This window comes from Actinomyces dentalis DSM 19115, assembly GCF_000429225.1.
Taxonomy (GTDB): domain Bacteria; phylum Actinomycetota; class Actinomycetes; order Actinomycetales; family Actinomycetaceae; genus Actinomyces; species Actinomyces dentalis.
On record NZ_AUBL01000015.1, the window covers coordinates 14,337 to 39,533 of the forward strand.

Here is a 25,197-nt window from a genome sequence, read left to right on the forward strand (position 1 = left end):
ACCCCGGAGCTTCTCCACCGAGAAAGGCTCACTGTACGGGGAAAGGGCGTAGCGGTGGGTGAAAAGGGGCGGCCCCCGCTACCGGGACGGCCCAGGCGGCCTTGTGGGGCAGGGTCGGGGAATCCCGGGCGGCCCCCGCTACCGGTCCGGCCCGCCGTCGCGCAGCTCGGGCTTGGGCTCCATGGCCCGCAGGCCGTTCCAGGCGAGGTTGACCATGTGGGCGGCGGCCTCCTCCTTGCTCATGGCCCGATTCTCCAGCCACCACCACGCCGGCGAGGAGACGATCCCCACGAGCATCTGGGCGTACAGCGGGGCGGTGCGCGGATCGATCCCGTGGTCGGAGAACTGGGAGGCGAGAATGCCCGAGACCTGGATGGCCACGTCCGCCAGGAGCGTCGAGTAGGTGCGCGCGGCCCGGTCGGTGGATGAGGACAGCAGGCGGAAGCCGTCGGGGGAGTCCTCGATGTAGGTCAGCAGCGCCAGGGCGGCGCGCTCGAGGATGATCGACGGGGAGCCCGAGGAGCGCAGCGAGGCGGTGATGGTCGAGGAGATGGCGGTGAGCTCGCGATCGACGATGACGGCGTAGAGCCCCTCCTTGCCGCCGAAGTGCTCGTAGACCACCGGCTTGGAGACCTTGGCCCGGCTGGCGATCTCCTCGATGGAGGTGCCCTCGAAGCCCTTCTCGGCGAACAGGCGCCGGGCGACGTCGATGAGCTGCTCGCGCCGTTCACTCGCGCTCATCCGGGTCCGCTTGCTCGCCTTGCTCGCCATGGGCACAATCATGCCGCGCCGCACGGGCCCGCAGGAGGGCGCGGGCGGGCCGGCCGGGTTCCCGTGGATGGACGGGCCGTGTGAGACACTGGCCCGCAGCCGCGGGGCCGGTGAGGCCCGGCCGCGGCGTTCCGCCCTGGTGTAGTGGCAGCACGCAGGCCTTTGGAGCCTTGAGGCCCGGGTTCGAACCCTGGGGGCGGAGCGGACCGGCCGACGCCGCGCCCGACGGCCGCCGCGACCGCTTCGTGACACGGCGCTCGCCCCGCCTACCGCGTTCGGCGCGCACCGGGGACATAGGATGAGGCCGCGGGCCCCGGGTCCGCGCACCGTGAGCATCAGCGAGAAGAGGACTTGTGGCTTCCACGACCCCCGCCGCCGTCATCGTCATGGCCGCAGGCAAGGGAACCCGGATGCGTTCGACCACCCCGAAGGTGCTCCACCGCATCGGCGGGCGCAGCCTCCTGGACCACGCGGTGACGGCCGCGCGGGGCCTGCGCCCCGAGCACCTGGTCGTCGTGGTCCGCCACGAGCGCGCCGCCGTCGTCGCCCACCTGGCCCAGGTCGCCCCCGACGCCGTGCCCGCCGACCAGGACGAGATCCCCGGGACCGGCCGCGCCGTGGCCTGCGCCCTGGCCGCCCTGCCCGCCGAGCTGACCGGCCCCGTCGTCGTCACCAGCGGGGACGTGCCCCTGCTGGACACGGCCACCCTGGAGGCGCTCGTCGCCCAGCACCGCGAGAGGGGCGACGCCGTCACCCTGCTCACCGCCGAGCTGGACGACCCCACCGGCTACGGCCGCGTCATCCGCGCGGGCGGGCCGGACGCGCTCGCGGTCGCCGGGGTCGTCGAGCACCGCGACGCCACGCCCGAGCAGCGGGCGGTGCGCGAGATCAACGCCGGCGTCTACGTCTTCGACGCCGCGCACCTGCGCGACGCCCTGGCAACCCTGGGCACGGACAACGACCAGGGTGAGATCTATCTCACTGACGTCGTCGCCCGCGCTCACAGTCAGGGGCTGTCCGCCTCCGCGCTGGTCGTCTCCGACCACTGGCTCGTCGAGGGCTGCAACGACCGGGTCCAGCTCGCCGCTCTCGGCGCCGAGCTCAACCGCCGCGTCCTGAGGCGGTGGATGGTCGAGGGCGTCAGCGTGACCGACCCGTCCTCCACCTGGGTCGACGTGACCGTCGAGCTGGCCCGCGACGTGGAGCTCGAGCCGGGGGCACTGCTGCGCGGGCGCACCCGGGTGGGCGAGGGCACGCGCGTGGGCGCCTACTCCATCCTGACCGACGTCGACATCCCGGCGGGCGCCCGCGTGGCGCCCTTCAGCCTGCTCGACGGCGACGCTCCGGCCCGCGGGGTCTGAGAGCGGAATAGCACCGAGGCGTGACCGTCCGGGCCGCGCGCACCAACCGGGGCCCCAGGGCCCTTGAGAGGGGAACGAGTTCATGACGGGCATCATCACCAGCGGGGAGAAGCGGCTGGTCATCGTCTCCGGGCGCGCGCACCCGGCGCTGGCCGCCGCCGTCGCCCGCGAGCTCGGCACCGAGGTGCTGTCCTCCACGGCCTACGACTTCTCCAACGGCGAGACCTATGTCCGTTTCAACGAGTCGGTGCGCGGCTGCGACGTCTTCGTCGTCCAGTCCCACGGGGACCGGGTCAACGACTGGGTCATGGAGCAGCTCATCATGGTCGACGCCCTCAAGCGCGCCTCGGCCAAGCGGATCAGCGTGGTCGCCCCCTTCTTCCCCTACGCCCGCCAGGACAAGAAGCACCTGGGGCGCGAGCCGATCAGCGCCCGGCTGGTGGCCGACCTGTACAAGACGGCCGGCGCGGACCGGCTCATGAGCGTGGACCTGCACTCCAGCCAGGAGCAGGGCTTCTTCGACGGGCCCTGGGACCACCTGTGGGCCCAGCCGGTGCTGGTGGACTACATCCGCGGGCGCATCGACGCCTCCCGCGCGGCCGTCGTCTCCCCGGACGCCGGCCGTATTCGCGTGGCCGAGCGCTGGGCCAACGCCCTGGGGGGCACGCCGCTGGCCTTCGTCCACAAGACCCGGGACGTCACCCGCCCCAACGAGTCGGTGGCCAACCGCGTCGTCGGCGACGTCAAGGACCGCTCCTGCATTCTGGTCGACGACATGATCGACACGGGCGGGACCATCGCCAAGGCCGTCCGGGTGGTGATGACCGCCGGGGCCAAGGAGGTCATCGTGGCCGCCACGCACGGCGTGCTCACCGGTCCGGCGGTCGAGCGCCTGTCGACCTGCGGGGCCAAGGAGATCGTCGTCACCGACACCCTGCCGATCCCGGCGGCCAAGCGCTTCGAGCGCCTGACGGTTCTGCCCATCGCCCCGCTCCTGGCGCGCGCGATCAAGGCGGTTTTCGACGACGGAAGCGTCGCCCGCCTGTTCGAGGCGTGAGGGGCGTGACGCCGTCGTGACACGGGAACCGGGATCGCGGTCCGCCGCCTGACGCGCCGAACCGCGGCAAGTGGGGCGGCCGCTCCCCGATACGGGGGCGGCCGCCCCATTCGTGGGAGGTCGGTCACTCGAATTGTCACAGCCAGATCACGATTAGGTCGCGATCGTCTATCGGTCACAATTTTCTATCGACGGGCCTCTACCCTGGTTGGGCCCCCGATGCCCTGAACGGGCTGCGCGCGGGCGCACTGTCCCAAGTCTCCGTCTAACACCGATCACGGAGCTCATACTCTCTTCCCTAGGAGTGCTGATGCGTGAATTCACGCCGCCCGTCGGGCGGATCGCCGGAATGAGGACGCGAAGGCGGGTGGATGTCGTTCTGCTCGCGCTCCTGACCGCCCTCGCCTCGCTCGCCCTCGTCCTGCCGGGTCTGAGCGCCCCGGCGCGCGCCGACGTCAATGCGGGCATCAAGGTCACCGACCTCACCCTGACCAAGTCCGACAAGACCGGCGCGGACCTCGAGGGCCCCGTCAAGGTCAAGGACATCGCCAAGCTGTCCTTCACATGGGACGCCACCGGCGCGAACCCCACGTCGGGGGACAGCTTCAGCATCGGCCTGGGCGACTACTTCACCAACCTCGTGGAGCCCCAGACCGCGTCGATGGCGGTCACCTACAACGGCCAGGTCACCGAGGTCGGCACGTGCACCCTGGATAAGACGACGGCGACCTGCACCTTCAACGACAAGATCGACGAGCTCAAGGCCGCCGGCTTCACCAGCTTCAAGGGGACCACCAGCGCGCTGCTGCTGGTCATCGGCCAGACCACCTCTGAGACGACGCAGATGACCGTCAACGGCAACGCCGTCGACGTGGACCTGCCCGGGACCGGCGGCATCCGGCCCCACGACCCCGTCGAGTGGCACATGAGCAAGGTCGGGTCGGTCATCGGCGAGAACTCCAGGAACATCTACTGGGAGATCGACTTCGGGGCGGACTACATCGCCAAGCAGCTCGAGGGCGTGACGGTGGACGGCCAGACGAACAGCACCATCGTCTTCACCGACACCCTCGGCACGGGCTCGACGTTCGTCACGGACCCGGCGAGCTGGCAGCTGCAGTACTGGGGTCAGGCCAACGGGGACTTCCCCGACAAGGGCGTCACCCTGGCCGATGGCAACGGGGGCCTCAACGACAGCAAGTTCACCATCACGCCCGCGATCGAGGGCAACACCGCCACGATCTCGGTCACCGGCCCCTTCAAGCCGGGCGCCAACTACCGCATCTACTACCAGTCCGCCTTCGAGACGGGCACGCCCGAGCGGGGCTTCAGCTACGAGAACAAGGTCTCCATCCCCAATGGCGAGGAGGCCAGCAACAGCCAGACCTACACGTCGACCTTCAACGTCTCCGTCGAGATGGCCGCCGGCTTCGGCGGGTTCGACGTCCTCAAGCAGGCCGACGGCGACGCGGCCAACAAGGTCCCCACGGGAACGGCCTTCGATGTCACGGTCAACTACGTCCTGCCCGAGAAGGCCAGCACCTACACGGGGTGGCAGGCGCCGGGGACGCTGAACCCGGACAACAAGACCGGTTCCACGACCATGAAGGTCGAGCTCGGCAAGGCGGTCGCCTATCCGGGGACCTTCCCCGCGGGGACCACGATCACGCTGAGCGAGGACCCGGCCAGCGCCTCCCCGGCGGCGGAGGGATACACCTGGGGCGAGCCGGTCTTCACCGTCGGCGGGGAGCAGGATAAGGAGAAGACCGACACCTTCACCGTCGAGAACCAGAAGGCCACCGCGGTCACGCTGACCAATACGGCGACGCTCACGCCGGTGCCGCCGAACCCGGAGCCGAACCCGAACCCCAACCCCAACCCGAACCCCAACCCCAACCCGAACCCCAACCCGGCGGTGCCCAGCCCGACGACGTCGTCGCCGAGCCCGGCGGCGTCCAACCCCAACCCGGCGCCGTCCAGCCCGAGCCCCAAGCCCGGCAACTCCTCGCTGGCCTCGACGGGCGCGAGCGTCCTGGTGCCGCTGCTGGTGGCCGGCGGCGCCCTCCTGGGCGGAGGCGCGCTGATGCTGCGCCGTCGTCGTAGCACCCGGGCCTGAGCGGACGGGGTCCTAAGAGGCGACGCGGATCGCCGGCGGTCGTGCCGGTCGTGGCGGGAGGACCCGCCGCGGCCGGCGCGACCGCCGTTATCGGGGCGCGCGAGGGGCGGGCGCCCGCGTCGGGCGCGCGGGGGCCGGTCCCGACGCCGTCGCCGGGCGCGCGGGAGGCCGGCCGGCACCGGCCCGGCGGGGCCGGCGCGGCGAGGCTCTACACTCCGCAGCGTGCGCCTGACCGCCCTCCTGCCCCCGCTGCTCACCGACCCCGTCATCGCCGGCCTCGTCGCCGACGCCGGCCGCCGCCGGCGCACCGACCGCAGCGCCGTCGTCGCCGCCGGGGCCCGGCCCGCCGTCCTGGCGGCCATGGCCTACGGGGAGGAGGGCGTCGCCCGCGCCGTCGGCGCCGCGGCCCGGGAGACCCCGGCCCGGCCCGCCCCGGACCGGGACGCCGCGGGCCGGGAGACCCCGGCCGCCGCGGACCGGACCGACCCGACCCCCGCAGCCACCGCCCCCGGCGCCGGGGCGGCCGGCGGCACCCCGCTCCTCGTCGTCACCGCCACCACCCGCGAGGCCGAGGCCCTGTCCGCCGCCCTGACCTGCTACGCGCCCGGCACCGACATCGCCGTCTTCCCGGCCTGGGAGACCCTCCCGCACGAGCGGCTCTCCCCGCGCGCCGACACGGTGGCCGCGCGCCTGGCGGTCATGCGGCGTCTGGCCCACCCCGAGGACGGCGACGCCGGTCCCGGGCGCCCCGCCGACCCCTCCCGCGGCCCCATCCGCATTCTCATCACCCCCGTGCGGGCCCTGCTCGCCCCCGTCATCGAGGGCCTGGGCGAGCTCGAGCCCATCCGCCTCGACGCCGGGCTCGACGTCGGGCTCGAGGCCACCACCGCCCGCCTGGCCGACGCCGCCTACACGAGGGTCGACATGGTGGAGAACCGCGGCGAGTTCGCCGTGCGCGGCGGCATCCTCGACGTCTTCCCGCCCACCCTGGCCCGCCCGGTGCGCGTGGACTTCTTCGGCGACGAGATCGAGTCCGTCTCCTCCTTCGCCGTCGCCGACCAGCGCACCATCGAGGAGGTCGGCGCCGTCACCGCCACCGCCTGCCGCGAGCTGCTGCTCACCGACGCCGTGCGCGCCCGGGCCCGGGCCCTGACCGACTCCATCCCCGGCGCCGCCGACATGCTGGACAAGATCGCCGACGGCATCGCGGTGGAGGGCATGGAGTCCCTCGCCCCCGTCCTGGCCGGGCGCATGGTGCCGCTGCTCGACCTGGTCGGCGATCGCCTCGTCGTGGCCCTGGAGCCCGAGCGCCTGCGCCGGCGCGCCGAGGACCTCGTGGCCACGACCGCCGAGTTCCTCGCCGCCGCCTGGACCTCGGCCGCCTCCGGGGGCCGGGCCCCCGTGGACCTGTCCGCCGCCGCCTTCGCCCCCCTGGGGCAGGCCCGCGCCCTGGCCCTGTCCACGAACCGCGGCTGGTGGTCCCTCACCTCCCTCAAGGCCGGTCCGGACGCGCTCGAGCTGCCCCTGCGGGACCCGCGCGGCTACGCCGGTCGGCTCGACGAGGCCGTCGCCGACCTGGGGGCCCTGGCCCGCGGGGGCTGGAGCGTCGTCGTCGCCACCGACGGGCCCGGCCCCGCGCGGCGCATGGCCTCCCTGCTGTCCGACGGCGGCGTGCCCGCCCGCATCGTCACCCACCTGGACGAGCCCGCCGACCTGGGCCGCGATGCCGACTGGACCGCTCCCGCCGACGCCGCCGGGGACACCGACTCCGCCGACGCCGACGGCGCCGCCGGCTCCGGGCGCGGCCCGGGCGACGGCGTCGTGCGCGTCACCCGGGCCGGGACCGGCCACGGCTTCGTCGCCGAGGGGCTGCGCCTGGCCCTCATCGCCGAGTCCGACCTGACCGGGCGCGCCGGCGCCGGCCCCCGCGAGCGCAAGGCCCTGCCCGCCCGCCGCGCCCGCCGCAGCGTCGACCCGCTCTCGCTGCGCCCCGGCGACCTCGTCGTCCACGCCCAGCACGGCGTGGGGCGCTTCGTCGAGCTCCTGCGCCGGAAGGTCGGCGGCGGGCGCAGCGCCGCCAGTCGCGAGTACGTCGTCATCGAGTACGCCCCCTCCAGGCGCGGCCAGCCCGGCGATCGGCTCCTGGTGCCCACCGACGCCCTGGACCAGGTGTCCAAGTACGTCGGCGGCGACGCCCCCGCCCTGAACCGGATGGGCGGGGCGGACTGGGCCAGGACCAAGTCCCGGGCCCGGCGGGCCGTGCGGGAGATCGCCGGGGAGCTCGTGCGCCTCTACGCCGCCCGCGCCGCCGCCACCGGGCACGCCTTCGGCCCCGACACCCCCTGGCAGTCCGAGCTGGAGGAGTCCTTCCCCTACACCGAGACCCCCGACCAGCTGGCCACCATCGACGAGGTCAAGGCGGACATGGAGAAGCCCCGGCCCATGGACCGGCTCATCTGCGGCGACGTCGGCTACGGCAAGACCGAGATCGCCGTGCGCGCCGCCTTCAAGGCCGTGGCCGACGGCAAGCAGGTCGCCGTCCTCGCGCCCACCACCCTGCTCGTGAGCCAGCACACCGAGACCTTCACCGAGCGCTACGCCGGCTTCCCCGTGCGGGTGGCCCAGCTCTCCCGCTTCCAGGACGCCGCTGCCTCCGCCGAGGTCCTGGCGGGCCTGGCCGACGGGAGCGTCGACGTGGTCATCGGCACGCACCGCCTGATCACCGGGCGGGTGCGCTTCAAGGACCTGGGGCTGGTCATCATCGACGAGGAGCAGCGCTTCGGGGTGGAGCACAAGGAGACCCTCAAGGCCCTGCGCACCGACGTCGACGTCCTGGCCATGTCGGCCACCCCCATCCCGCGCACCCTGGAGATGGCGGTGACCGGCCTGCGCGAGATGTCCACCCTGGCCACCCCGCCCGAGGACCGCCACCCCATCCTCACCTACGTGGGCGCCTACGAGGAGGGGCAGGTCCGCGCCGCCGTCCGGCGCGAGCTGCTGCGCGAGGGCCAGGTGTTCTACGTCCACAACCGGGTGGAGGACATCGACGCCGTCGCCTCCCGCCTGGCCGAGACGGTGCCCGAGGCGAGGGTCGCCGTCGCCCACGGGCAGATGGGCGAGTCCCGCCTGGAGAGGGTCATCGACGACTTCTGGCGCAGGGAGATCGACGTGCTGGTGTGCACCACGATCGTCGAGACCGGCCTGGACGTGACGGACGCCAACACCCTCATCGTCGACCGGGCCGACCGCATGGGGCTGAGCCAGCTCCACCAGCTGCGCGGGCGCGTGGGCCGCGGGCGCGAGCGCGCCTACGCCTACTTCCTCCACCCCGCCGACAGGCCCCTGACCGAGACCGCCCTGGAGCGGCTGCGCACCATTGCCGCCAACACCGACCTGGGGGCGGGCATGCAGGTGGCCATGAAGGACCTGGAGATCCGCGGCGCCGGCAACCTGCTGGGCGGGGAGCAGTCCGGGCACATCGCCGGGGTCGGCTTCGATCTGTACGTGCGCATGGTCGCCGAGGCCGTGACCGCCTACAAGAGGGCCCTCAAGGTCGGGGACGGGGGCGGGGACGGCGGGGCCGGGGCGGAGATCGACGAGGACCTGCGCATCGAACTGCCCGTGGACGCCACCATCCCCGAGGAGTACGTGCCCCACGAGCGCCTGCGCCTGGAGGCCTACACGAAGTTCGCCGCCGCGCGCTCGGATGCCGACGTCGACGACGTGCTCGACGAGCTCGCCGACCGCTACGGGGCCGTGCCCGAGCCGGTCCGGCGCCTGGCGGCCCTGGCGCGGCTGCGGGCGCTGGCGGCCCGCCTGGGGGTGCGCGAGATCGTCGCCCAGGGCAAGTCGGTGCGCCTTGCCCCGGTGGAGCTGGCCGAGTCGGGGCGCCTGCGCCTGACGCGCCTGTACCCGGGGACCACGCTCAAGCCGGCGACCCGCACGATCGTGGTGCCCGCGCCCGGGGCCGCCCGCATGGGCGCCGGGCCGGTGGAGGGCGAGGCGCTGCTGCGCTGGGCCGAGGTGCTCCTGCGCGCCGTCGTCGAGGGCGATCCCGCCTACGAGACGGAGGCCACCGCCTACCGCCGTCGCCGCTGACCCCTCCCCCTTTCGCCGGAACCGGCGGAAACGACATGCGAGACCGGCGGAAACCGCTTGCGATTCGATGCATCCGCTCGAAGCGGCGCCGTGAACGGCCGGGCGGGTGCGACGACGGTGAGGCGGCCGGGGCCTCCCGGGTGCTGGCGGCGGTCGTGCGCGGGCGGGCGGAGGGCTAGCATGGCCGCAAACCGCGAGTCGTCCCAAGGAGCCCGTCGTGACCCCACGTCCTCCGCGCCGTGCGCGCCTCCTCGCCGCCTGCGCCGTCCTCGTCGCGGGCCTGGCCCTGACGGGCTGCTCGGCCCACCCGGGGCGGGCCGTGTTCGGCCACTACACCGGACTCGACGGGACCACCCACACGCTCGACGTCTCGGAGACCAGGTTCGCCGCCGTGACGGAGGAGCTCGCCGTCACCCGGGAGAACCCGGCCGATCTCCTCCAGATGCTCGCCCTGGCTCCCATGTACATCGAGGTGGGGGAGAAGTACGGCGTGACCGTCTCCGATGAGCAGGCCAAGACGATCCTGCGCAATTCGGGCGTGCAGGCCGAGACCTACTCGGACGACGCCATCCTGATCGCGCGCAGCTACGGGATCGTGGGCGGGCTCCAGAGCCTCGGCGAGCAGGCGCGGGTCGGCCTCGCCGCCGACCTGGCCGCCATCGATGCCGGCCTCACCCTCACCCACTCCCCGCGCTACGAGGAGCCGGGCCCCTGGGTGATCCAGGACCGCACCGCCGCCCTCGGCGCGGGCTGATCTCCGCGGGCGCGCCGTCGTGCCCACGACGACGGGCGGCGGCGGGCGGCCGCGTCGTGCGCGGCGCGCCGGTCGCGGCCGCCGACGACGGGCGGCGGCGGGAGGGCGGCGCCGTCACGCCGGGCGTGAACACCGGAATGCCCGGGACTCATATCCTCGTGCCCGACGCCGTCGGCCGGTAGTCTTGTGACCGTCCTCATCACGAGATCAGCAAGGAGCACCCAAAGTGGCCCTCATCGAGAACGTTCACGCCCGCGAGATCCTCGACTCCCGCGGCAACCCCACCCTCGAGGTCGAGATCCTGCTGGAAGACGGCTCCTCCGCCCGCGCCGCCGTCCCCTCCGGCGCCTCCACCGGCGCCTTCGAGGCGGTCGAGCTGCGCGACGGGGACAAGTCCCGTTACGGCGGCAAGGGCGTCGAGAAGGCCGTCGCCAACGTCAACGACATTATCGCCCCCGAGGTCATCGGCTTCGACGCCTCCGACCAGCGCGGCCTCGACCGCCTCATGATCGGCCTCGACGGCACCCCCAACAAGGGCAAGCTCGGCGCCAACGCCATCCTCGGCGTCTCGCTGGCCGCCGCCCAGGCCTCCGCCGAGTCCGCCGGACTCGACCTGTACCAGTACATCGGCGGCCCCAACGCCCACGTCCTGCCCGTGCCCATGATGAACATCATGAACGGCGGCTCCCACGCGGACTCCAACGTGGACATCCAGGAGTTCATGATCGCCCCCATCGGCGCCAAGAGCTTCCGCGAGGCCCTGCGCATGGGCGCCGAGGTCTACCACTCGCTCAAGGCGGTCGTCAAGGAGCGCGGCCTGTCCACCGGCCTGGGCGACGAGGGCGGCTTCGCCCCCAACCTCGACTCCAACCGCGAGGCCCTCGAGCTCATCGTCGAGGCCATCGAGAAGGCCGGCTACAAGCCCGGCGAGGACGTCGGCCTGGCCATGGACGTCGCCTCCAGCGAGTTCTTCGACGCCGACACCAAGACCTACAAGTTCGAGGGCGAGGCCCGCGACAACGACTACATGGTCAAGTACTACGAGCAGCTCATCAAGGACTTCCCGATCGTGTCCATCGAGGACCCGCTGAGCGAGGACGAGTGGGACCACTGGAAGGCCCTGACCGAGGAGATCGGCGACAAGGTCCAGATCGTCGGCGACGACTTCTTCGTCACCAACCCCGAGCGCCTGGCCAAGGGCATCGCGATGGGCGCCGCCAACGCCCTGCTGGTCAAGGTCAACCAGATCGGCTCGCTCACCGAGACCCTCGAGGCCGTCGAGATGGCGCACCGCGCCGGCTACAAGACCATGACCTCCCACCGCTCCGGCGAGACCGAGGACGTCACCATCGCCGACCTGGCCGTGGCCACCAACTCCGGCCAGATCAAGACCGGCGCCCCGGCCCGCGGCGAGCGCATCAACAAGTACAACCAGCTGCTGCGCATCGAGGACGCCCTGGGCGAGGACGCCGTCTACGCCGGCCGCGCCGCCTTCCCGCGCTTCAAGGGCTGAGCCCGCCCGGGCCCGCGAAACGCGGACCCGCCCCGGTCGGCCCGGTCGCCGTCGTCCGCGACGGCCCGGGCCGACCGGTGAGCGCCGACGACGGCGACCGAGTCCTCGGCGCCCTCAGCGAAGCCGGCCCGCCACCCGCGATGGTGGCGGGCCGGCCTCCGCGCGCGGCGGGCGCCCCGCAGCGCATCGAATCGCATGTCATATCCGCCGGTCTCGGCGACAGCGGGCGGGTGAGCAACGCGGCAGCGAGGCATGGAGCCGCCTCCCAGGTCCTTGGGCCATCATCGCCTGCATGACGCCGCGCCGCCCCTCCCCAGCCCGACCGGGCACCCGCCCCGGGTCGCGCACCGGCGGGCGGGCCGCCGCCCGCACCGCCGTGCGCCCGCGCAGCGGCGAACGAACGACGACGAACACGACGAAGGAGCCCGCCGCGACCGCCCCGGGCCCCGCATCCCCCTCCGACCCGGAGTCGGCCGCCGCCTACCAGCAGACGGTGCTGCGGGTGGGCGGCCCCGAGGGCGTCGCGGTCCCCGCCCGGGTCCTCATCCTCGCCGTCGTCCTCCTGGGGGCGTTCGTCGTCACCTTCCCGTCCCTGCGCGGCTACCTGTCCCAGCAGGCCCAGTACGACGCCATCGTCAAGGAGCTGGACCGGGCCCGCGCCACCTCCGCCACCCTGGAGGCCGAGCTCGCCCAGTGGCAGGACGACGACTACGTGCGCTCCCAGGCCCGCGAGCGCCTGTCCTACGTCATGCCGGGGGAGACCACCTACGTCGTCGTCGGCGCCGAGCAGTTCGAGGACGAGGCCGAGCACGCCCGCGCCAAGGCCGACGGCGCCCGGGCCCGGCCCTGGTACGAGACCCTCCAGGAGTCGGTGCAAGAGGCCGGGGGCGCGCCGTGACGGCGGCGGCGCCCGAGGCCGGCGTTCGCGCCGAGGACCTGGAGGCCCTGCGCGCCCAGCTCGGCCGCGAACCGCGCGGCGTCGTCGCCATCGCCGCCCGCTGCGCGTGCGGGCGGCCCACGGTGGTGCGCACCGCCCCCCGCCTGCCCGACGGCTCGCCCTTCCCGACCACCTACTACCTCACCCACCCGGCCGCCGTGAGGGGCTGCTCCACCCTGGAGGCCGAGCACCTCATGGAGGACTTCAACGCCCGGCTGCGCGCGGACCCCGCCCTCGCCGCCGCCTACGCGCGCGCCCACGAGGACTACCTCGCCCGGCGCGCCGAGCTCGGCGCGCCGCAGGAGATCGACGGAGTCTCCGCCGGCGGCATGCCCGCGCGCGTCAAGTGCCTGCACGCCCTGCTCGGCCACGCGCTCGCGGCCGGTCCGGGCGTCAACCCGATCGGCGACCTCACCCTGGCGGCGCTCAGGGAGCGCGGCCTGTGGGACGACCGGCGCTGCTCCTGCTGAGCCGTGCGGGCGCCGGCGTCCCGGGCAGGGGCGGCCGCGACCCCGGCGGCCGCCGCGGCGCGGGTTCGCGCGCCGCGGCGAGGATCCCGTGTGAGAGGATCCCGGTATGACACGCGTGGCCGCCATCGACTGCGGCACCAATACGATCCGTCTGCTCATCGCCGACGCCCGGGCGTCCTCCGGCGGCGCCGTGCGCCTGGTCCCGCTGGTGCGCCTCAATGAGATCGTGCGCCTGGGGCAGGGCGTGGACCGCACGGGCCGGCTCGACGAGGCGGCGCTGGAGCGCACCCTGGCCGTCGTCGGGGACTACGCGGACCGGTGCCGCGAGCTCGGGGCGCAGTCCGTGCGCTTCGTGGCCACCTCGGCCACCCGGGACGCCTCCAACCGCGCCGTCTTCGTCGAGGGCGTGCGCGAGTTGCTCGGCGTCGAGCCGGAGGTCGTCTCCGGCCAGGAGGAGGCGCGGCTGTCCTTCGCCGGTTCGCTGCTGGGGGCCGACGGCGGAGGGGCGTTCCCCGGCGCCGACGCCGGACACGCCGCCGCCGGGCCCGAGGCCGCCGCCGCCGGGCCCGAGACCGGCGCCGTCGGCCCCACCGGACTCGGCGATGCCGCCGGGCCCGAGGCCGATATCCGTCCCGGCGCCGGCGGGACGCGGCGCCTCGTGACGGATCTGGGGGGCGGCTCCACCGAGCTCGTCCTGGGCGTCGACGCCCCCGCCACCGCCTACTCCATGAACACCGGGTCCGTGCGCGTGACCGAGCGCTACCTGGCCGACGGCGTCACCCCGGCCGCCGAGGCCGCCGCCCGCGATCACGTGCGCGCCCTGCTGGACCGCGCTGGCGCCGTCGTCGACCTGGGGGCGACCCGCGAGCTGGTGGGGCTGGCCGGCACGATCACCACCGTCACCGCCCACGCCCTGGGCCTGGAGTCCTTCGAGCCGGAGGCGATCGACGGCGCCCGCCTCGACGTCGGGACGGCCCTGGCCTCCTGCGAGGCGATCGTGCACTCCACGGCCGCCGAGCGGGAGTCGTGGGGGTATTTGCGGCCCGGGCGCCGCGACGTCATCGCCGCCGGCGCCCTCGTGTGGTCCGAGGTCATCGCCCGGGTGGTGGAGGCCACCGCGGCGCGCGGGCACCGGCTCACTTGCACCGTCACGAGCCTGCACGACATCCTCGACGGCATCGCCCTGTCCCTGGTGCGGCCGGTCGGGGGCCCGGCGGGCGGGCCGCGGTGAGCCGGCTGCTGCCGGCCGACGGGCGCGTCGCCGTCGCCGTCGCCACCACGGGGGCCGACGCCGCGACCTGCCTGGCGCACGCGCGCGCCGCCGCCGCCGCCGGGGCCGACGTCGTCGAGCTGCGGGCCGACCTGCTCGCCGGCCCCGACCCGCTCGGGGATGCGGTCGGGCTCGCGGCCGGCGTCGTGGACGCGGCGGGCGGCGCGCCGGTGCTCCTGACCGTGCGCACCGCCGCCGAGGGCGGGGGAGCGGGGCTCGACGACGACGCCTACTGCGACCTGCTCCGCCGCCTCATCGAGGACCTCGCCGGTCTCGAGGCGGCCCGGCGGCCGGCCGCGCTCGACGTCGAGCAGGCGCGCGGGGGCGCGGCCGGGCTGGTGGCCCGGGCCCACGGGGCGGGCCTCGACGTCGTCGTCTCCCACCACGACTTGCGCGCCACGCCCGCCGACGAGGCCATGCTCGCGCGGCTGCGCGCCATGGCGGACGCGGGGGCGGACGTCGCCAAGCTCGCCGTCATGCCGAGCGGCCCCCGGGACGTGGCGCGGCTGCTGGGCGTGACGGCGCGGGCGGGCGAGGAGCTGGACGTCGCGGTGGCGACCATGTCCATGGGGCCGCTCGGCGCGGTGAGCCGGCTGAGCGGGGCGGTGTTCGGGTCGGCCCTGACCTTCGCCACCGCGGGTGGCGCGCCGTCGGCGCCCGGCCAGCTGCCCATCGACCGGGTCCGCGCCGTCCTCGACCTCCTCCCGCCCCTCCCGCGGAATCGGCCGTAGTCGCGGAGGGATCGCCTGAATCCGCCGGGGCCGGCCGGTCCGGCCGGGGAATCGCCCGGACCCGCCGTCGGGATCGCTCCGAACGGCTTGAGGTGGGCGGCGTCACCGGAGCCGGCCTCGTCGGACCCGGGCGCCTCGCGTACAGTGGCCGCGTTGCCCCGGCGAGGGACGCGCGCCCGGCGCGCATCCGTGATCGACGTGGTGGTGCCCGCGGCGCCGCGCGTCGGCGCGCCGGACCACCACCCGCGGGGTCCGCGCCCCGCCCAAGACAAGGAGATCCTCATGGCGAACAAGGCCACCACGCTCAAGGGCACCAACCGCACCCGCCTCGGCAAGGGGGCCTCCCGCCAGGCCCGCCGCGACGGGCTCGTCCCCGCCGTCGTCTACGGCCACGGCTCGGAGCCCCGCCACGTCGTCCTGGACGAGCACGCCACCCGCCTCGCCCTGCGCTCCAACGAGAACGCCCTCATCGAGCTCGACATCGAGGGCGAGACCCTGCTCGTGCTGACCAAGGAGGTCCAGCGCCACCCGATCCGCCCGGGCGTCCAGCACGTCGACTTCCTCCTGGTCAACCGCAACGAGCGCGTCGAGGTCGAGATCCCCGTCACCGTCGTCGGCGAGCCCGAGCCCGGCACCATCCACATGATCGAGCTCGCCCACCTGCTCGTCTCCGCCTCCGTGACGGCGATCCCCGAGGCCATCGAGGTCGACATCACCGGCGTCGGGGCCGGCACCGCCATCCACGTGGCCGACCTGTCCCTGCCCTCCGGCGTCGAGGCCGTGACCGACGCCGAGACCGACGTCGTCAATGTGGCCGCCGAGGCCGCCGTGGCCGAGGCCCCCGAGGACGAGGCCGCCGCCGCCGAGGCCCCGGCCGCCGCCGAGGCGGAGTGAGCCCGGCGACCCCGCCCCCGGGGCGTTCGCGAAGGGGCCCGGCGTGAGCGACCCCTGGCTCATTGTCGGGCTGGGGAACCCCGAGCCCCGCTACGCCCGCAACCGGCACAACGTCGGGCGCATGGTGATCGACGTCCTGGCCGGGCGCGCCGGGGCCCGCCTGGGCGGGCACAGGACGCGCGCGCGCCTCGCCGAGGCGCGCCTGGGCGTCATGCCCGGGGGCGCGCCGGGGCCGCGCGTCATCCTGGCCGAGCCCGCGTCCTACATGAACCTGTCCGGCGGGCCGGTCAAGGCCCTGGTCGGCTTCTACCGGGTCGATCCGACGGCGCGCCTGCTCGTCATCCACGACGACCTCGACCTGCCCGCGCACGCGCTGCGCCTCAAGCGCGGCGGGGGCGAGGGCGGGCACAACGGCCTGCGCTCCATCGGCCGGGCCCTGGGCACGAGGGACTACGCGCGGCTGCGCGTGGGCATCGGGCGCCCGCCGGGCAGGCAGGATCCGGCCGACTTCGTGCTGTCCGACTTCCCGGCGCGCGAGCGCGGGGAGCTGGGGGTGACCCTGGAGCAGGCGGCCGACGCCGTCGAGGCGGTGGTCGAACTCGGCTTCGAGGCCGCCCAGCAGCGCCTCCACTCCGCCTGACCCCGCCTGACCCCGCTGATCAGGCCATGAGCCCGGTCTCGTAGGCGACGACGACGGCCTGGACGCGATCGCGCACATTGAGCTTGGTCAGCACATTGCCCACGTGCGTCTTGACCGTCGTGGAGGACACGACCAGGTCGGCGGCGATCTCCGCGTTCGACATGCCCTGGGCCATGAGGATGAGGATCTCGCGCTCGCGCGGCGTCAGCGAGGCGATCCGCGGGTCCTCCTGCGCCTGCCCCGCGCCGCCCTCGGGCAGGTGCGAGGCGAACATCTCCAGCATCCGCCGCGTGATGCGCGGGGAGACCACCGCCTCGCCCCCGGCGACCGTGCGGATCGCCTCGGCCAGCTCCGCCGGGCGCGTGTCCTTGAGCAGGAAGCCGCTGGCCCCGGCGCGCAGGCCCGCGAAGGCGTACTCGTCGAGGTCGAAGGTGGTCAGGATGAGGATCTTGGTGCCGGGGCACTGCGCCGTGATCGCGGCGGTCGCCTCGATCCCGTTCATGCCGGGCATGCGCACGTCCATGAGGATGACGTCGGGCTGCAGCGCCCGCGCCTGGGCCAGCGCCGAGGCGCCGTCGGAGGCCTCCCCGACCACCTCGATGCCCTCCTCGGCGTCGAGCACCATGCGGAACCCCATGCGCATGAGGGCCTGGTCGTCGGCCAGGACCACCGTCACGGGTCCGGGCGCCGCCCCGCCCCCGGTGGTCGTCCTGCCCCGGCTCACAGCGGCATCTGCCATGGGGATGTCCCTTCGTCGTCGTCCTCGTCCCAGCGCAGCACGGCGCGCACGCGCCATCCGGTGGACGTCGGCCCGGCGTCCACGGTCCCACCATAGACGGCGGCGCGCTCGCGCATGCCGATCAGCCCCTTGCCCGAGCCGTGCATGGGCCTGGAGCCGGGCGCGGCGTCGTTGTCCACGGTGAGCACGGCGGTGCCCGCGTGCCGGGAGACGGTGACCTCGACCCTCTTCGTCGTGGGCGCGTAGCGCAGGATATTGGTCATCGCCTCCTGGGCGATGCGGAACAGGGTGAGTTGGAGCCCCTTGTCGTCGGGCAGCTCGCGGCCGATCCAGGAGTACTTCACCGGCACGCCCGCGCTCTGGAACCGGGTGACGAGCACCGCCAGGTCGGCCTGCTCGGGGGCGGGCGCCGTGGGGATCTGACCGGTGCTGCGGTCCGCGGCGGCGTCGGTGGCGCGACGGCGCAGGTCGGCGATCTGCTCGCTGGGCTCGGCCGGGGCCACCGTGCCCGGGGGGGCGAATTCGGGCACCGGCAGGTCCCGCACCACCGGGATCGACCCGCCCGTGCCGGGCGAGCCCGCGGATCGGGGCCGACGACGGCGCGGCAGCGGCGCTCGCGCGGGCGCCGTCGGCGGGGCGGCGGGCCCGCCCGGATGGCCGGGATGACCGGACCCCCCGGCCGGCCCGTCCGATTCCCCGTCCGGGCCGCCGGCGATCCCGTCCGGGCCCTCGGCGGGCCCACCGGCCCCCCCGCCCGCCGCCCGGTCCGGGCCGGCCGCCCGCAGCGAGGGGTCCGAGCTGGCGCCCGGGTCGTCGCGCAGCACCCCGACCAGGCGCCGCGTGTCGGCCAGGGCGGTGCGCCCGGTCTCCGCGAGGACCTTGAGGGCCTCCTTGGCCATCTGCGGGTTGCGGTCGATGGCCGCGGCGGCGCCGTCGGACATGGTGATCATGACGGCCAGGGAGTGGGCGACGACGTCGTGCATCTCGCGGGCGATCCGGCTGCGCTCGTTGGCGGCCGCCAGCATGGCCGACTGCTCGCGGGCCAGGGCCAGGCGGGTCGAGCGCGTCTCGAACTCCTGGAGCTGGGCCTTCTGCACCTTGAGCAGGAGCCCGACCAGGACCCCGATGACGCTGAAGAGGGTGAGAACGATGTACTCGAACACCAGGTACTCGTAGAAGGTGTACCCGACCCGGTGCTCGGCCAGGACGGTGGGCGCCGCGGAGACGAATGCGGCGGCGAAGGCCCAGCGGGCGCGGTGGCGCATGGCCACGGCGACCAGGCACAGCGGCGCTCCGAAGATCATGTAGAGGTCGAGCAGCTGGGGGAGGGCGGGGGTCTCGAGGTCGGACAGGAGCGAGGCCCCGAGCATCTCCAGGGCCGGGGAGATGACGACGGCGGCCCAGGCGATCATCGGGCGGCGGCGCCGCAGGCACAGGCCCGCGGTGGCCGGCACCATGGCGGCCAGCGAGGCCGGGGCCCAGAACCGCAGCGGGAAGGGCGACGTCTGCGAGAAGCCCGTGACGCAGACGATGACGAGCAGGAGGAGCGCCACCGCGCTGTCGGTCAGCACCGGGTGCCGGTCCTGCCAGCGCAGGAGGCGTGACGCAGTGGGCGGGATGCTCATAATTCCGCTCCTTGATCGGGGGTGAGGCGGGGCGGGGCGGCGGGATCGGAGGGGCCGACGACGCCCCGGGCGGTGTGCTCGGGGCGCCGTCGGCGGGCAGCGGGCCGGCCGTGTCCCTGCCTGTTGTTCCGGCCGACCCGCGGGCTCAGGCGTCGCGGCTGGTGAATGCGAGCCAGCCTGCGAGCAGCGGGACCAGGACCCAGGCGGCGAAGACGGCGACGGCGGCGGAATGGCCGATCCACGGGGCGGTGGAGCCCTCGGCCCAGCTGGACTGCACGCTGAAGGGGTCGATGACGGCGGAGACGGTCACGGACGGGGTGAGGTAGAGGGCCTTGCCCGCCCAGCTCCAGAAGTTGGAGGCGATGCTCAGCGGGAGGTTGAGGATGAACAGGAGGCTGGACACGACGGTGATGGCGCCGGCGGTCGAGCGCAGGAGGAAGCCCAGGCCCAGGGCCATGAGGCCGATGCCGGCGTAGGCCAGGCCGGTGCCCCACACGTAGCCGAGGAACTTGTGGTTGGTCAGGGATGCGGCGCGCTCGCCGATGAGAGGAGTGGACAGGGCCCAGATCAGCAGGATGGAGAGCGCCCCCAGGGCGAAGGACCACACGGTCATGACCATCGCCTTGGCCCAGAACAGGCGCGAGCGGCGGGGCACGGCGGCCAGGGAGGAGCGGATCTGCCCGGAGGAGTACTCGCCGGTGATGACCAGCGCCCCGAGGACCGCGACGACGATCTGTCCGAAGGGGGCGCCGAGGATCGCCATCTTCCAGCTGCCCGAGCCGAAGTACTCGGGCTTGGACGTGATGACGGTCGCCAGGGCGCCGATCCCGGTGGTCATGACCAGGGTGATGACGGCGGTCACCCAGGTCGAGCGCAGGGTGCGCAGCTTGATCCACTCGGAGCGGACGGCGCGGACGAGGGTCTGACGGGCGGAGGCGGTGACGGAGCGGGCCGCGGCGCGGGAGGATTCCACGGATGACTCCGTGGACGGGGCGTGCTGGACGGCGGGGGCGGCGACGGCGGTTGCGGCGTTCATGACGTGCTCTTCTCTATGACATCTCTGTGACGACTGGTTGCAGCGGGCCTGCGGCGGCGGCTCAGGCGCTCTGCCGGGCCGGGACGGGGGCGGGGCGGCCGCCCGGCCCGGTGGTGTACTCGACCTCGTGGCCGGTCAGCTGGAGGTAGGCGTCCTCGAGGCTGGCGCGGATGGTGGTCAGCTCGTGCAGGACGACGCCGTTCGCGGCCGCGATCTCGCCGATGCGGGCGGCGGGGGCCTCCGTCGTCGTCAGGGTGGTGGCGTCCTTGAGGTCGACGGCGATGCCGGCGCCCTGGAGGGCCTGGGCCAGGGAGGCGGCGGCGGGGCTGGTGACGCGCACGACGTCGGAGGTGACGGAGGCGATGACCTCGTCGACGGGGCCGGAGGTGAGGATGCGGCCGCGTCCGATGACAATGAGGTGGTCGGCGGTCTGGGCCATCTCGCTCATGAGGTGGGAGGAGATGAAGACGGTGCGGCCCTCGCGGGCCAGGCGCCGGCAGGTCTCGCGGACCCACTTGACGCCCTCGGGGTCCAGGCCGTTGACGGGCTCGTCGAAGATGAGGGTCTTCGGGTCGCCCAGCAGGGCGGCGGCGATGCCCAGGCGCTGCCCCATGCCCAGGCTGAAGCCCTTGACGCGCTTCTTGGCCACGGGCGTCAGGCCGGTGATGTCGAGGACCTCGTCGACGCGGCGGGTGGGGATGCCGTTGGAGACGGCGAGCTGGGTCAGGTGCGCCCGGGCGGTGCGCGAGCCGTGCAGGCCCTTGGCGTCCAGGAGGGCGCCGACCTCGCACAGGGGGGCGGCCAGGTCCTGGTAGGAGCGGCCGTTGATCTTGACGCTGCCCTCGGTGGGCTTGTCCAGGCCCATGATCAGGCGCATGGTGGTGGACTTGCCGGCGCCGTTGGGGCCGAGGAAGCCGGTGACGGTGCCCGGCTCGATGGTGAAGGAGATGCGGTCGACGGCGGTCTTGGCGCCGTAGCGCTTGGTGAGACCGGATGCTTCGATCATCGGGGTTCAGCTCATTCCTGGGTGGTGGTGGCGACTGCGGCCGATGAGGGCCGGCGCTGCGTGATGGACTCAGGTTAGGGAGGCGGGCGGCGGAGCCCATCGGCCCCGAAGATGAAACCTGCGGCCGGGCCCGGCGGACCCCCAGGCGGAGGCGCTTCCTCCTCGGGGAGGAGATGCGGCGAGCGGGGCCGCCGGCGGGAATGCGGGGAAGTGCCGGCCTGTTGCATGTGGCAGGCTTTGCGGTGATACCGCAGCGCGCCCCGGGCAGCGCCGGAGCGCACCCGTCCCCGAGATCGAGAGGACATGTTCACAGATGAGTAATCCGTTCTTCTCCCGCAGCGCCGCCTTCAACGGCCGCGGCCCCGCGGCCCCGGCCCAGACGGTGACGCCCAACGGCTACCCCACCATGCCCGGCTACCAGCCCGGCCACGGGCGCACGGGCGGGCAGCAGCCCGGTTACGGCCAGGCCCCCGCCGCCTACGGCCAGTCGTCTTACGGCCAGGCCCCGCCCGCCTACGGCCAGGCCGGCCCCCAGAGCGTCTCGCCCCAGCAGCTGTCCCAGCTCGAGGCCCAGTACGGCGCCCCCAGCGCCACCAACGTCGATCGCGGGCGGATGACCTACGACGACGTCATCATCCGCACCGCCGGCATCTTCGCCATGATCCTGGTCGTCGGGGCCCTGTCCTGGAACCTCGTGTCCAACCCGGACACCATGGCCCTGGGCTACCCGGTCATGATCGGCGGCGCCATCGGCGCCCTGGTCCTGGGCCTGGTCAACTCCTTCAAGAGGGAGCCCAGCCCCGTGCTCATCATGCTCTACGCCCTGTTCGAGGGCGCCATGCTCGGGGCGATCTCCGGCGTCATGGAGCTCCTCTACCCCGGCATCGTGGTCCAGGCGGTCCTGGCGACCCTGGCCACCTTCACCGTCATGCTGTGCGCCTACAAGTTCGCCGGCTTCCGCGTGACGGGCAGGGCCGCGCGCATCCTGGTGGTGGCCATGGGCGGCTACCTGCTGTTCAGCGTCGTCAACTTCCTGCTCATGGTCACCGGCGTGGTCGACGACCCCTGGGGCCTGCGCGGCGTGGAGATCATGGGCATCCCGCTGGGCCTGATCATCGGCGCGCTGGCCGTGGCCATGGCCTCCTTCAGCCTCGCCATGGACTTCGAGGCCATCCAGCGCGGCGTCGAGCGCGGCCTGCCCACCAAGTACGCCTGGGCGGGCGCCTTCGGCCTGGTCGTGACCATCGTGTGGCTCTACGTCGAGTTCCTGCGCATCCTGGCCATCCTGCGCGACAACTGACGCGCCGCCGTCCGGGCCGCGGCCGACGCGCCGTCGGCCGTCGCCGGACGCGCCGGCGCGCCCGAGCCGGCGACGAACGCGGAGTCGCCCGCGTCACCGCCGTCAACCGGCCCGCCACCGCCCCGCTCCGCCGCCCGCGGGACGGGGCGGTCCGCCGCGCCTAGCGCGGGGCCGGAGCGTCCGGAGCCCGGCTCGATCACGTCGGCGCCCGGCCCGGCGCGCATCTCCCGTTGCGCGTTCCCCGACCGCGTTCGCGCTCGAGAACGCGCAACCGGCGGCGGGCCGTCCTCGCCGTCGAGTGATACGTCAGTCGATCAGGTCGAGGAGGTGGCGGCGCGCCTTCATGGCGTGGATGACCAGTCGGTTGCCGCTGTCGAAGGTGAGGACGACGACCTCCAGGAGCCGCCCACAGCGGTCGAATCCCATGAGGAATTGCTTGGCCGGCATGTCGTCGTCTGGCTGACTCTCGTAGATCCGGTGCTCGACGGCGTGAAGGGCGTCCTCGGTGCTCACGCCGTGCTTGAGCGCCGAGCGGTGGACCTTCACGCGACGAAGGCGCGGACGGCCGAGCGGATGATCTCCGACCGACTGGTGCCGTCCCTGACGGCGCGCCGATCCACCGCCGCGACGAGGTCCTCATCCATGCGGACCGGGACGATCCTCGCCGCGTCGTCCCCCGTGGGGCGGCGACCATGCGCCCGCAGCACCTCGACGTCGTATCCGCGCTCCGCCTCATCGGCCCAAGCCTGGATCATCTCGTCCGTGACGGGCACGCCGTCAATGGTTTCCATGTGACGAGTGTAATACTGATCGATATCCGCCCCGTCTGCGGGACGGGGGGTCGGTCACGAGCCGACTCGGGGCCGGAGCAGCCGGGGCCCGGCTCAACGTTCCTCAGGCCGCCTGGGACGAGGGCGAGCGGTCCACCGTCGCCGTGCGGGCCCGGATCGTCGGATCGGGGGACGAGGCCAGTGTGAACCGCAGCGAGTACCGCAGCGTCGGCAGGAGTCTGGCGAGGTGCGGTTCATCATCCTTGTGGATGTGCAGCCGTCGGCACAGGTCGGTCAGCGGCAGTTCGGCGTCGAGATCGAAGACCTCGATCCCGATGACGACCCCGAACTCGTCAAGATCCACGAGGACGTCGTCGGAGAACTCCTCCGTGCTCGCCACAGGCCGGTCGGAGAGTGAGATGTGGCAGGTGCCGACCGCGGGATCAACGGTGATCGTGCGGGTTGTGGGCATGGGGACTCCTCTCATTCGCTCCGACCCCGCCCCTGCCCGGGGCCGGGGGTAGGGCGGTGACTGCAAATGGCAGGTGACGAGTGTGACACGTCCATTCCCGTGCGGGGGATCGGTCACGATGATGACGGGCCGGCGCCCGTCCGTCCCGAGGTGCCCGATGACCGGGGTCAGGCCGGATGCGGAAGGTCAGCCGGGCGCCCCGGAGTCGAAGGCTGGGGGCGGTCTCCCGCGGGGCTCGGGCTCCCGGCGGGGTTCTGGCGGAGGGCCGCTGCCGGGCGGGTCGGGTTCTTCCCGGGCCGGTTGCGGGGGTACTGCTTCATCTGACGGGAGCGGGGCCTGCCTCGAGGAGTTCTTCCCGGCCCGTGCGGGGGTGTTGCACATTGGAGAGGGTCGCCCCCGCGGGTCGACTCCGAGTTTTCCGCATGATTCCGGGGTTCTTCTAGAATGTCGGTTTTTAGCGGACGAGTTCCCATGTGCAGAGCGGCCCGCTCTGCACATGGGAGGATCTCAACGGCGTTGAGCGCCAGGGCGTTTCCGCATGATTCCGCCAATCCGCCGCCAGCCGGCCCCGGTCGAATGTGCAACACCGCCCCCGCCCGCCCGATACTGCACATCCGGGCCCGCCCTCCCCACCCCCACACCGCGTACCCGCACCCGCCACACACCCGCCCTCCCGCACCATCGCACCGCTCCCGGCCCACCCCGGGATCCTTTCGGCGAAAAAGGTTCATTGCGCCACTTCGGGACGGGGGTGCGGGACGGAGGGTGAAAGATGCGCGCCAGCCACCTTTTTGAGGTGCCGGACCGCACGCTGCTGGATCACCTCCGCTCGCAGTGAGACGGACAGGGCGAATGGGACAGGCGTGGCGAGTGGGGCGATGATCCCGTGCGCAGCGGTGCCCGCTGGCCTGTCCGCCCCCACGCCAAACCCGTCCGGTGCCAGCCCAGCTGATGGCTTGCATCTCCCGTTGTGCGGAACACGACCGCGTTCGCGCTTGAGAACGCGCAACCGGCGGCGGGCCGTCCTCGCCGCGTCGTCCCCTGTGGGGCGGGATGGTCGGCTGCGCCAGGGCTGACGCGGGGCCGGGGCGTCCGGAGCCCGGCTCGACCGCGTCGGCGCCACGGCCCGGCGCGCGGGTTCGGCGCCTCCGGGCGCAGCCGATAGGCTCGCCCCCATGATCAACATGCATATGCCCACCGTCGAGGGCGCCAAGGGCGCCAAGCCCGTGCTCGCCTTCCCCGAGGGCGGGGCCCCCGAGGGGCTGCAGGTCCAGGTTCTCGACGCCGGCGACGGCCCGGTCGTCGAGGCCGGCGACCACATCGTCTGCCACTACCTCGGCCAGTGCTGGAACGGGCGCGTCTTCGACAACTCCTACGACCGCGGCCGGCCGCTGGACTTCCAGATCGGCGTGGGAGCGGTCATCCGCGGCTGGGACGACGGCCTCGTCGGCCAGCGCGTGGGCAGCCGCGTCCTACTGTCCATCCCCTCCGAGCTCGGCTACGGCGAGCGGGGCGTGCCGCAGGCGGGCATCAAGGGCGGCGACACCCTCGTCTTCGTCACGGAGATCCTCGGCGTCATGTGAGATCGGGCGCGCGGTGGCGCGGCCACAGTACAGGAGCGTCCCGGGTGGCCCCGC

The 25,197-nt window shown here is 73.7% G+C and carries 22 protein-coding genes and 1 tRNA gene; 15 read left to right on the forward strand and 8 right to left on the reverse strand.

Translation table 11 applies throughout. The annotated features are described in order from the left end of the window. Positions 1-138: 138 nt before the first annotated feature. Entirely contained in the window at positions 139-771 is a 633-nt protein-coding gene (locus G446_RS0104955; RefSeq protein WP_026409313.1) for a TetR/AcrR family transcriptional regulator, read from the reverse strand. 130 nt (positions 772-901) lie between these two features. Between G446_RS0104955 and G446_RS0104960 the strand changes: the two genes are divergently transcribed. The 13 genes from G446_RS0104960 to pth all read left to right on the forward strand — a co-directional run bounded on the left by G446_RS0104960 (position 902) and on the right by pth (position 16,612). After that, positions 902-973: transfer RNA gene (locus tag G446_RS0104960), tRNA-Gln, on the forward strand. 151 nt (positions 974-1,124) lie between these two features. Continuing rightward, positions 1,125-2,132, forward strand: a complete 1,008-nt coding sequence (locus G446_RS0104965; protein WP_026409314.1) for a bifunctional UDP-N-acetylglucosamine diphosphorylase/glucosamine-1-phosphate N-acetyltransferase GlmU — start codon at positions 1,125-1,127, stop codon at positions 2,130-2,132. A gap of 82 nt (positions 2,133-2,214) precedes the next feature. Then, on the forward strand, positions 2,215-3,189 hold the full coding sequence (locus G446_RS0104970; protein WP_026409315.1) for a ribose-phosphate diphosphokinase: 975 nt from the start codon (positions 2,215-2,217) through the stop codon (positions 3,187-3,189). Between the two features lie 367 nt (positions 3,190-3,556). Next, entirely contained in the window at positions 3,557-5,305 is a 1,749-nt protein-coding gene (locus G446_RS0104975; RefSeq protein ID WP_051285665.1) for a DUF7926 domain-containing protein, read from the forward strand. Between the two features lie 222 nt (positions 5,306-5,527). Continuing rightward, the gene (mfd, locus tag G446_RS0104980) at positions 5,528-9,403 is read left to right on the forward strand and encodes a transcription-repair coupling factor (RefSeq protein ID WP_026409317.1); all 3,876 of its coding nucleotides are present in this window, start codon (positions 5,528-5,530) and stop codon (positions 9,401-9,403) included. Between the two features lie 217 nt (positions 9,404-9,620). Beyond that, positions 9,621-10,157, forward strand: a complete 537-nt coding sequence (locus G446_RS18635; protein ID WP_026409318.1) for a hypothetical protein — start codon at positions 9,621-9,623, stop codon at positions 10,155-10,157. A gap of 226 nt (positions 10,158-10,383) precedes the next feature. Continuing rightward, the gene (gene eno, locus G446_RS0104995; RefSeq protein ID WP_026409319.1) at positions 10,384-11,670 is read left to right on the forward strand and encodes a phosphopyruvate hydratase; all 1,287 of its coding nucleotides are present in this window, start codon (positions 10,384-10,386) and stop codon (positions 11,668-11,670) included. Positions 11,671-11,962: 292 nt separating this feature from the next. Further along, entirely contained in the window at positions 11,963-12,568 is a 606-nt protein-coding gene (locus tag G446_RS16060) for an FtsB family cell division protein (protein WP_051285666.1), read from the forward strand. Then, on the forward strand, positions 12,565-13,077 hold the full coding sequence (locus G446_RS0105010) for a DUF501 domain-containing protein (protein ID WP_026409321.1): 513 nt from the start codon (positions 12,565-12,567) through the stop codon (positions 13,075-13,077). Before G446_RS16060 ends, G446_RS0105010 begins: the two co-directional genes overlap by 4 nt. 106 nt (positions 13,078-13,183) lie before the next feature. After that, complete coding sequence (locus G446_RS0105015) at positions 13,184-14,308, forward strand: Ppx/GppA phosphatase family protein (RefSeq protein WP_026409322.1); 1,125 nt, start codon at positions 13,184-13,186, stop codon at positions 14,306-14,308. Beyond that, on the forward strand, positions 14,305-15,078 hold the full coding sequence (gene aroD / locus G446_RS16065) for a type I 3-dehydroquinate dehydratase (RefSeq protein WP_034469215.1): 774 nt from the start codon (positions 14,305-14,307) through the stop codon (positions 15,076-15,078). The genes G446_RS0105015 and aroD overlap by 4 nt, the downstream gene beginning before the upstream one ends. Before the next feature lie 282 nt (positions 15,079-15,360). Next, complete coding sequence (locus G446_RS0105025) at positions 15,361-15,972, forward strand: 50S ribosomal protein L25/general stress protein Ctc (RefSeq protein ID WP_026409323.1); 612 nt, start codon at positions 15,361-15,363, stop codon at positions 15,970-15,972. Between the two features lie 43 nt (positions 15,973-16,015). Continuing rightward, positions 16,016-16,612 carry an aminoacyl-tRNA hydrolase gene (pth, locus tag G446_RS0105030; RefSeq protein WP_026409324.1) on the forward strand — a complete coding sequence of 199 codons (597 nt, stop codon included), beginning with the start codon at positions 16,016-16,018 and terminating at the stop codon, positions 16,610-16,612. 19 nt (positions 16,613-16,631) lie between these two features. Here pth and G446_RS0105035 read toward each other — a convergent pair whose 3' ends face one another. The 4 genes from G446_RS0105035 to G446_RS0105050 all read right to left on the reverse strand — a co-directional run bounded on the left by G446_RS0105035 (position 16,632) and on the right by G446_RS0105050 (position 21,018). Continuing rightward, positions 16,632-17,351, reverse strand: a complete 720-nt coding sequence (locus G446_RS0105035; protein WP_026409325.1) for a response regulator — start codon at positions 17,349-17,351, stop codon at positions 16,632-16,634. Further along, positions 17,333-18,976 (reverse strand): sensor histidine kinase, encoded by a 1,644-nt coding sequence (locus G446_RS0105040; RefSeq protein ID WP_034469218.1) that lies wholly within the window; start codon positions 18,974-18,976, stop codon positions 17,333-17,335. Before G446_RS0105040 ends, G446_RS0105035 begins: the two co-directional genes overlap by 19 nt. A 145-nt stretch (positions 18,977-19,121) precedes the next feature. Next, positions 19,122-20,012 (reverse strand): ABC transporter permease, encoded by an 891-nt coding sequence (locus G446_RS0105045; RefSeq protein WP_026409327.1) that lies wholly within the window; start codon positions 20,010-20,012, stop codon positions 19,122-19,124. A 61-nt stretch (positions 20,013-20,073) separates the two neighbouring features. Next, complete coding sequence (locus G446_RS0105050) at positions 20,074-21,018, reverse strand: ABC transporter ATP-binding protein (protein WP_026409328.1); 945 nt, start codon at positions 21,016-21,018, stop codon at positions 20,074-20,076. Positions 21,019-21,331: 313 nt separating this feature from the next. Between G446_RS0105050 and G446_RS0105055 the strand changes: the two genes are divergently transcribed. Continuing rightward, positions 21,332-22,318 (forward strand): Bax inhibitor-1/YccA family protein, encoded by a 987-nt coding sequence (locus tag G446_RS0105055; protein ID WP_026409329.1) that lies wholly within the window; start codon positions 21,332-21,334, stop codon positions 22,316-22,318. 306 nt (positions 22,319-22,624) lie between these two features. On the opposite strand, the gene G446_RS0105060 is transcribed toward G446_RS0105055, so the two are convergent. The 3 genes from G446_RS0105060 to G446_RS0105070 all read right to left on the reverse strand — a co-directional run bounded on the left by G446_RS0105060 (position 22,625) and on the right by G446_RS0105070 (position 23,560). Continuing rightward, positions 22,625-22,864: a BrnT family toxin gene (locus G446_RS0105060; RefSeq protein ID WP_026409330.1), complete on the reverse strand. Its 240-nt coding sequence runs from the start codon at positions 22,862-22,864 to the stop codon at positions 22,625-22,627. Beyond that, the gene (locus tag G446_RS0105065) at positions 22,861-23,109 is read right to left on the reverse strand and encodes a ribbon-helix-helix domain-containing protein (protein ID WP_026409331.1); all 249 of its coding nucleotides are present in this window, start codon (positions 23,107-23,109) and stop codon (positions 22,861-22,863) included. Before G446_RS0105065 ends, G446_RS0105060 begins: the two co-directional genes overlap by 4 nt. Positions 23,110-23,212: 103 nt before the next feature. Beyond that, a complete protein-coding gene (locus G446_RS0105070) occupies positions 23,213-23,560 on the reverse strand; it encodes a DUF2283 domain-containing protein (protein ID WP_034469222.1) in 348 nt (115 codons plus the stop codon). Between the two features lie 1,175 nt (positions 23,561-24,735). On the opposite strand from G446_RS0105070, the gene G446_RS0105075 reads away from it, so the two are divergent. Further along, on the forward strand, positions 24,736-25,143 hold the full coding sequence (locus tag G446_RS0105075) for an FKBP-type peptidyl-prolyl cis-trans isomerase (RefSeq protein ID WP_026409333.1): 408 nt from the start codon (positions 24,736-24,738) through the stop codon (positions 25,141-25,143). Positions 25,144-25,197: the final 54 nt, after the last annotated feature.

Bases quoted from the DNA above. Each gene is read 5' to 3' on its own strand.
- G446_RS0104955 (WP_026409313.1), bottom strand. From the start codon at position 771: ATGGCGAGCAAGGCGAGCAAGCGGACCCGGATGAGCGCGAGTGAACGG.
- G446_RS0104970 (WP_026409315.1), top strand. From the start codon at position 2,215: ATGACGGGCATCATCACCAGCGGGGAGAAGCGGCTGGTCATCGTCTCC.
- G446_RS16060 (WP_051285666.1), top strand. From the start codon at position 11,963: ATGACGCCGCGCCGCCCCTCCCCAGCCCGACCGGGCACCCGCCCCGGG.
- G446_RS0105015 (WP_026409322.1), top strand. From the start codon at position 13,184: ATGACACGCGTGGCCGCCATCGACTGCGGCACCAATACGATCCGTCTG.
- G446_RS0105025 (WP_026409323.1), top strand. From the start codon at position 15,361: ATGGCGAACAAGGCCACCACGCTCAAGGGCACCAACCGCACCCGCCTC.
- G446_RS0105035 (WP_026409325.1), bottom strand. From the start codon at position 17,351: ATGGCAGATGCCGCTGTGAGCCGGGGCAGGACGACCACCGGGGGCGGG.
- G446_RS0105040 (WP_034469218.1), bottom strand. From the start codon at position 18,976: ATGAGCATCCCGCCCACTGCGTCACGCCTCCTGCGCTGGCAGGACCGG.
- G446_RS0105045 (WP_026409327.1), bottom strand. From the start codon at position 20,012: ATGAACGCCGCAACCGCCGTCGCCGCCCCCGCCGTCCAGCACGCCCCG.
- G446_RS0105050 (WP_026409328.1), bottom strand. From the start codon at position 21,018: ATGATCGAAGCATCCGGTCTCACCAAGCGCTACGGCGCCAAGACCGCC.
- G446_RS0105055 (WP_026409329.1), top strand. From the start codon at position 21,332: ATGAGTAATCCGTTCTTCTCCCGCAGCGCCGCCTTCAACGGCCGCGGC.
- G446_RS0105065 (WP_026409331.1), bottom strand. From the start codon at position 23,109: ATGGAAACCATTGACGGCGTGCCCGTCACGGACGAGATGATCCAGGCT.
- G446_RS0105070 (WP_034469222.1), bottom strand. From the start codon at position 23,560: ATGCCCACAACCCGCACGATCACCGTTGATCCCGCGGTCGGCACCTGC.
- G446_RS0105075 (WP_026409333.1), top strand. From the start codon at position 24,736: ATGATCAACATGCATATGCCCACCGTCGAGGGCGCCAAGGGCGCCAAG.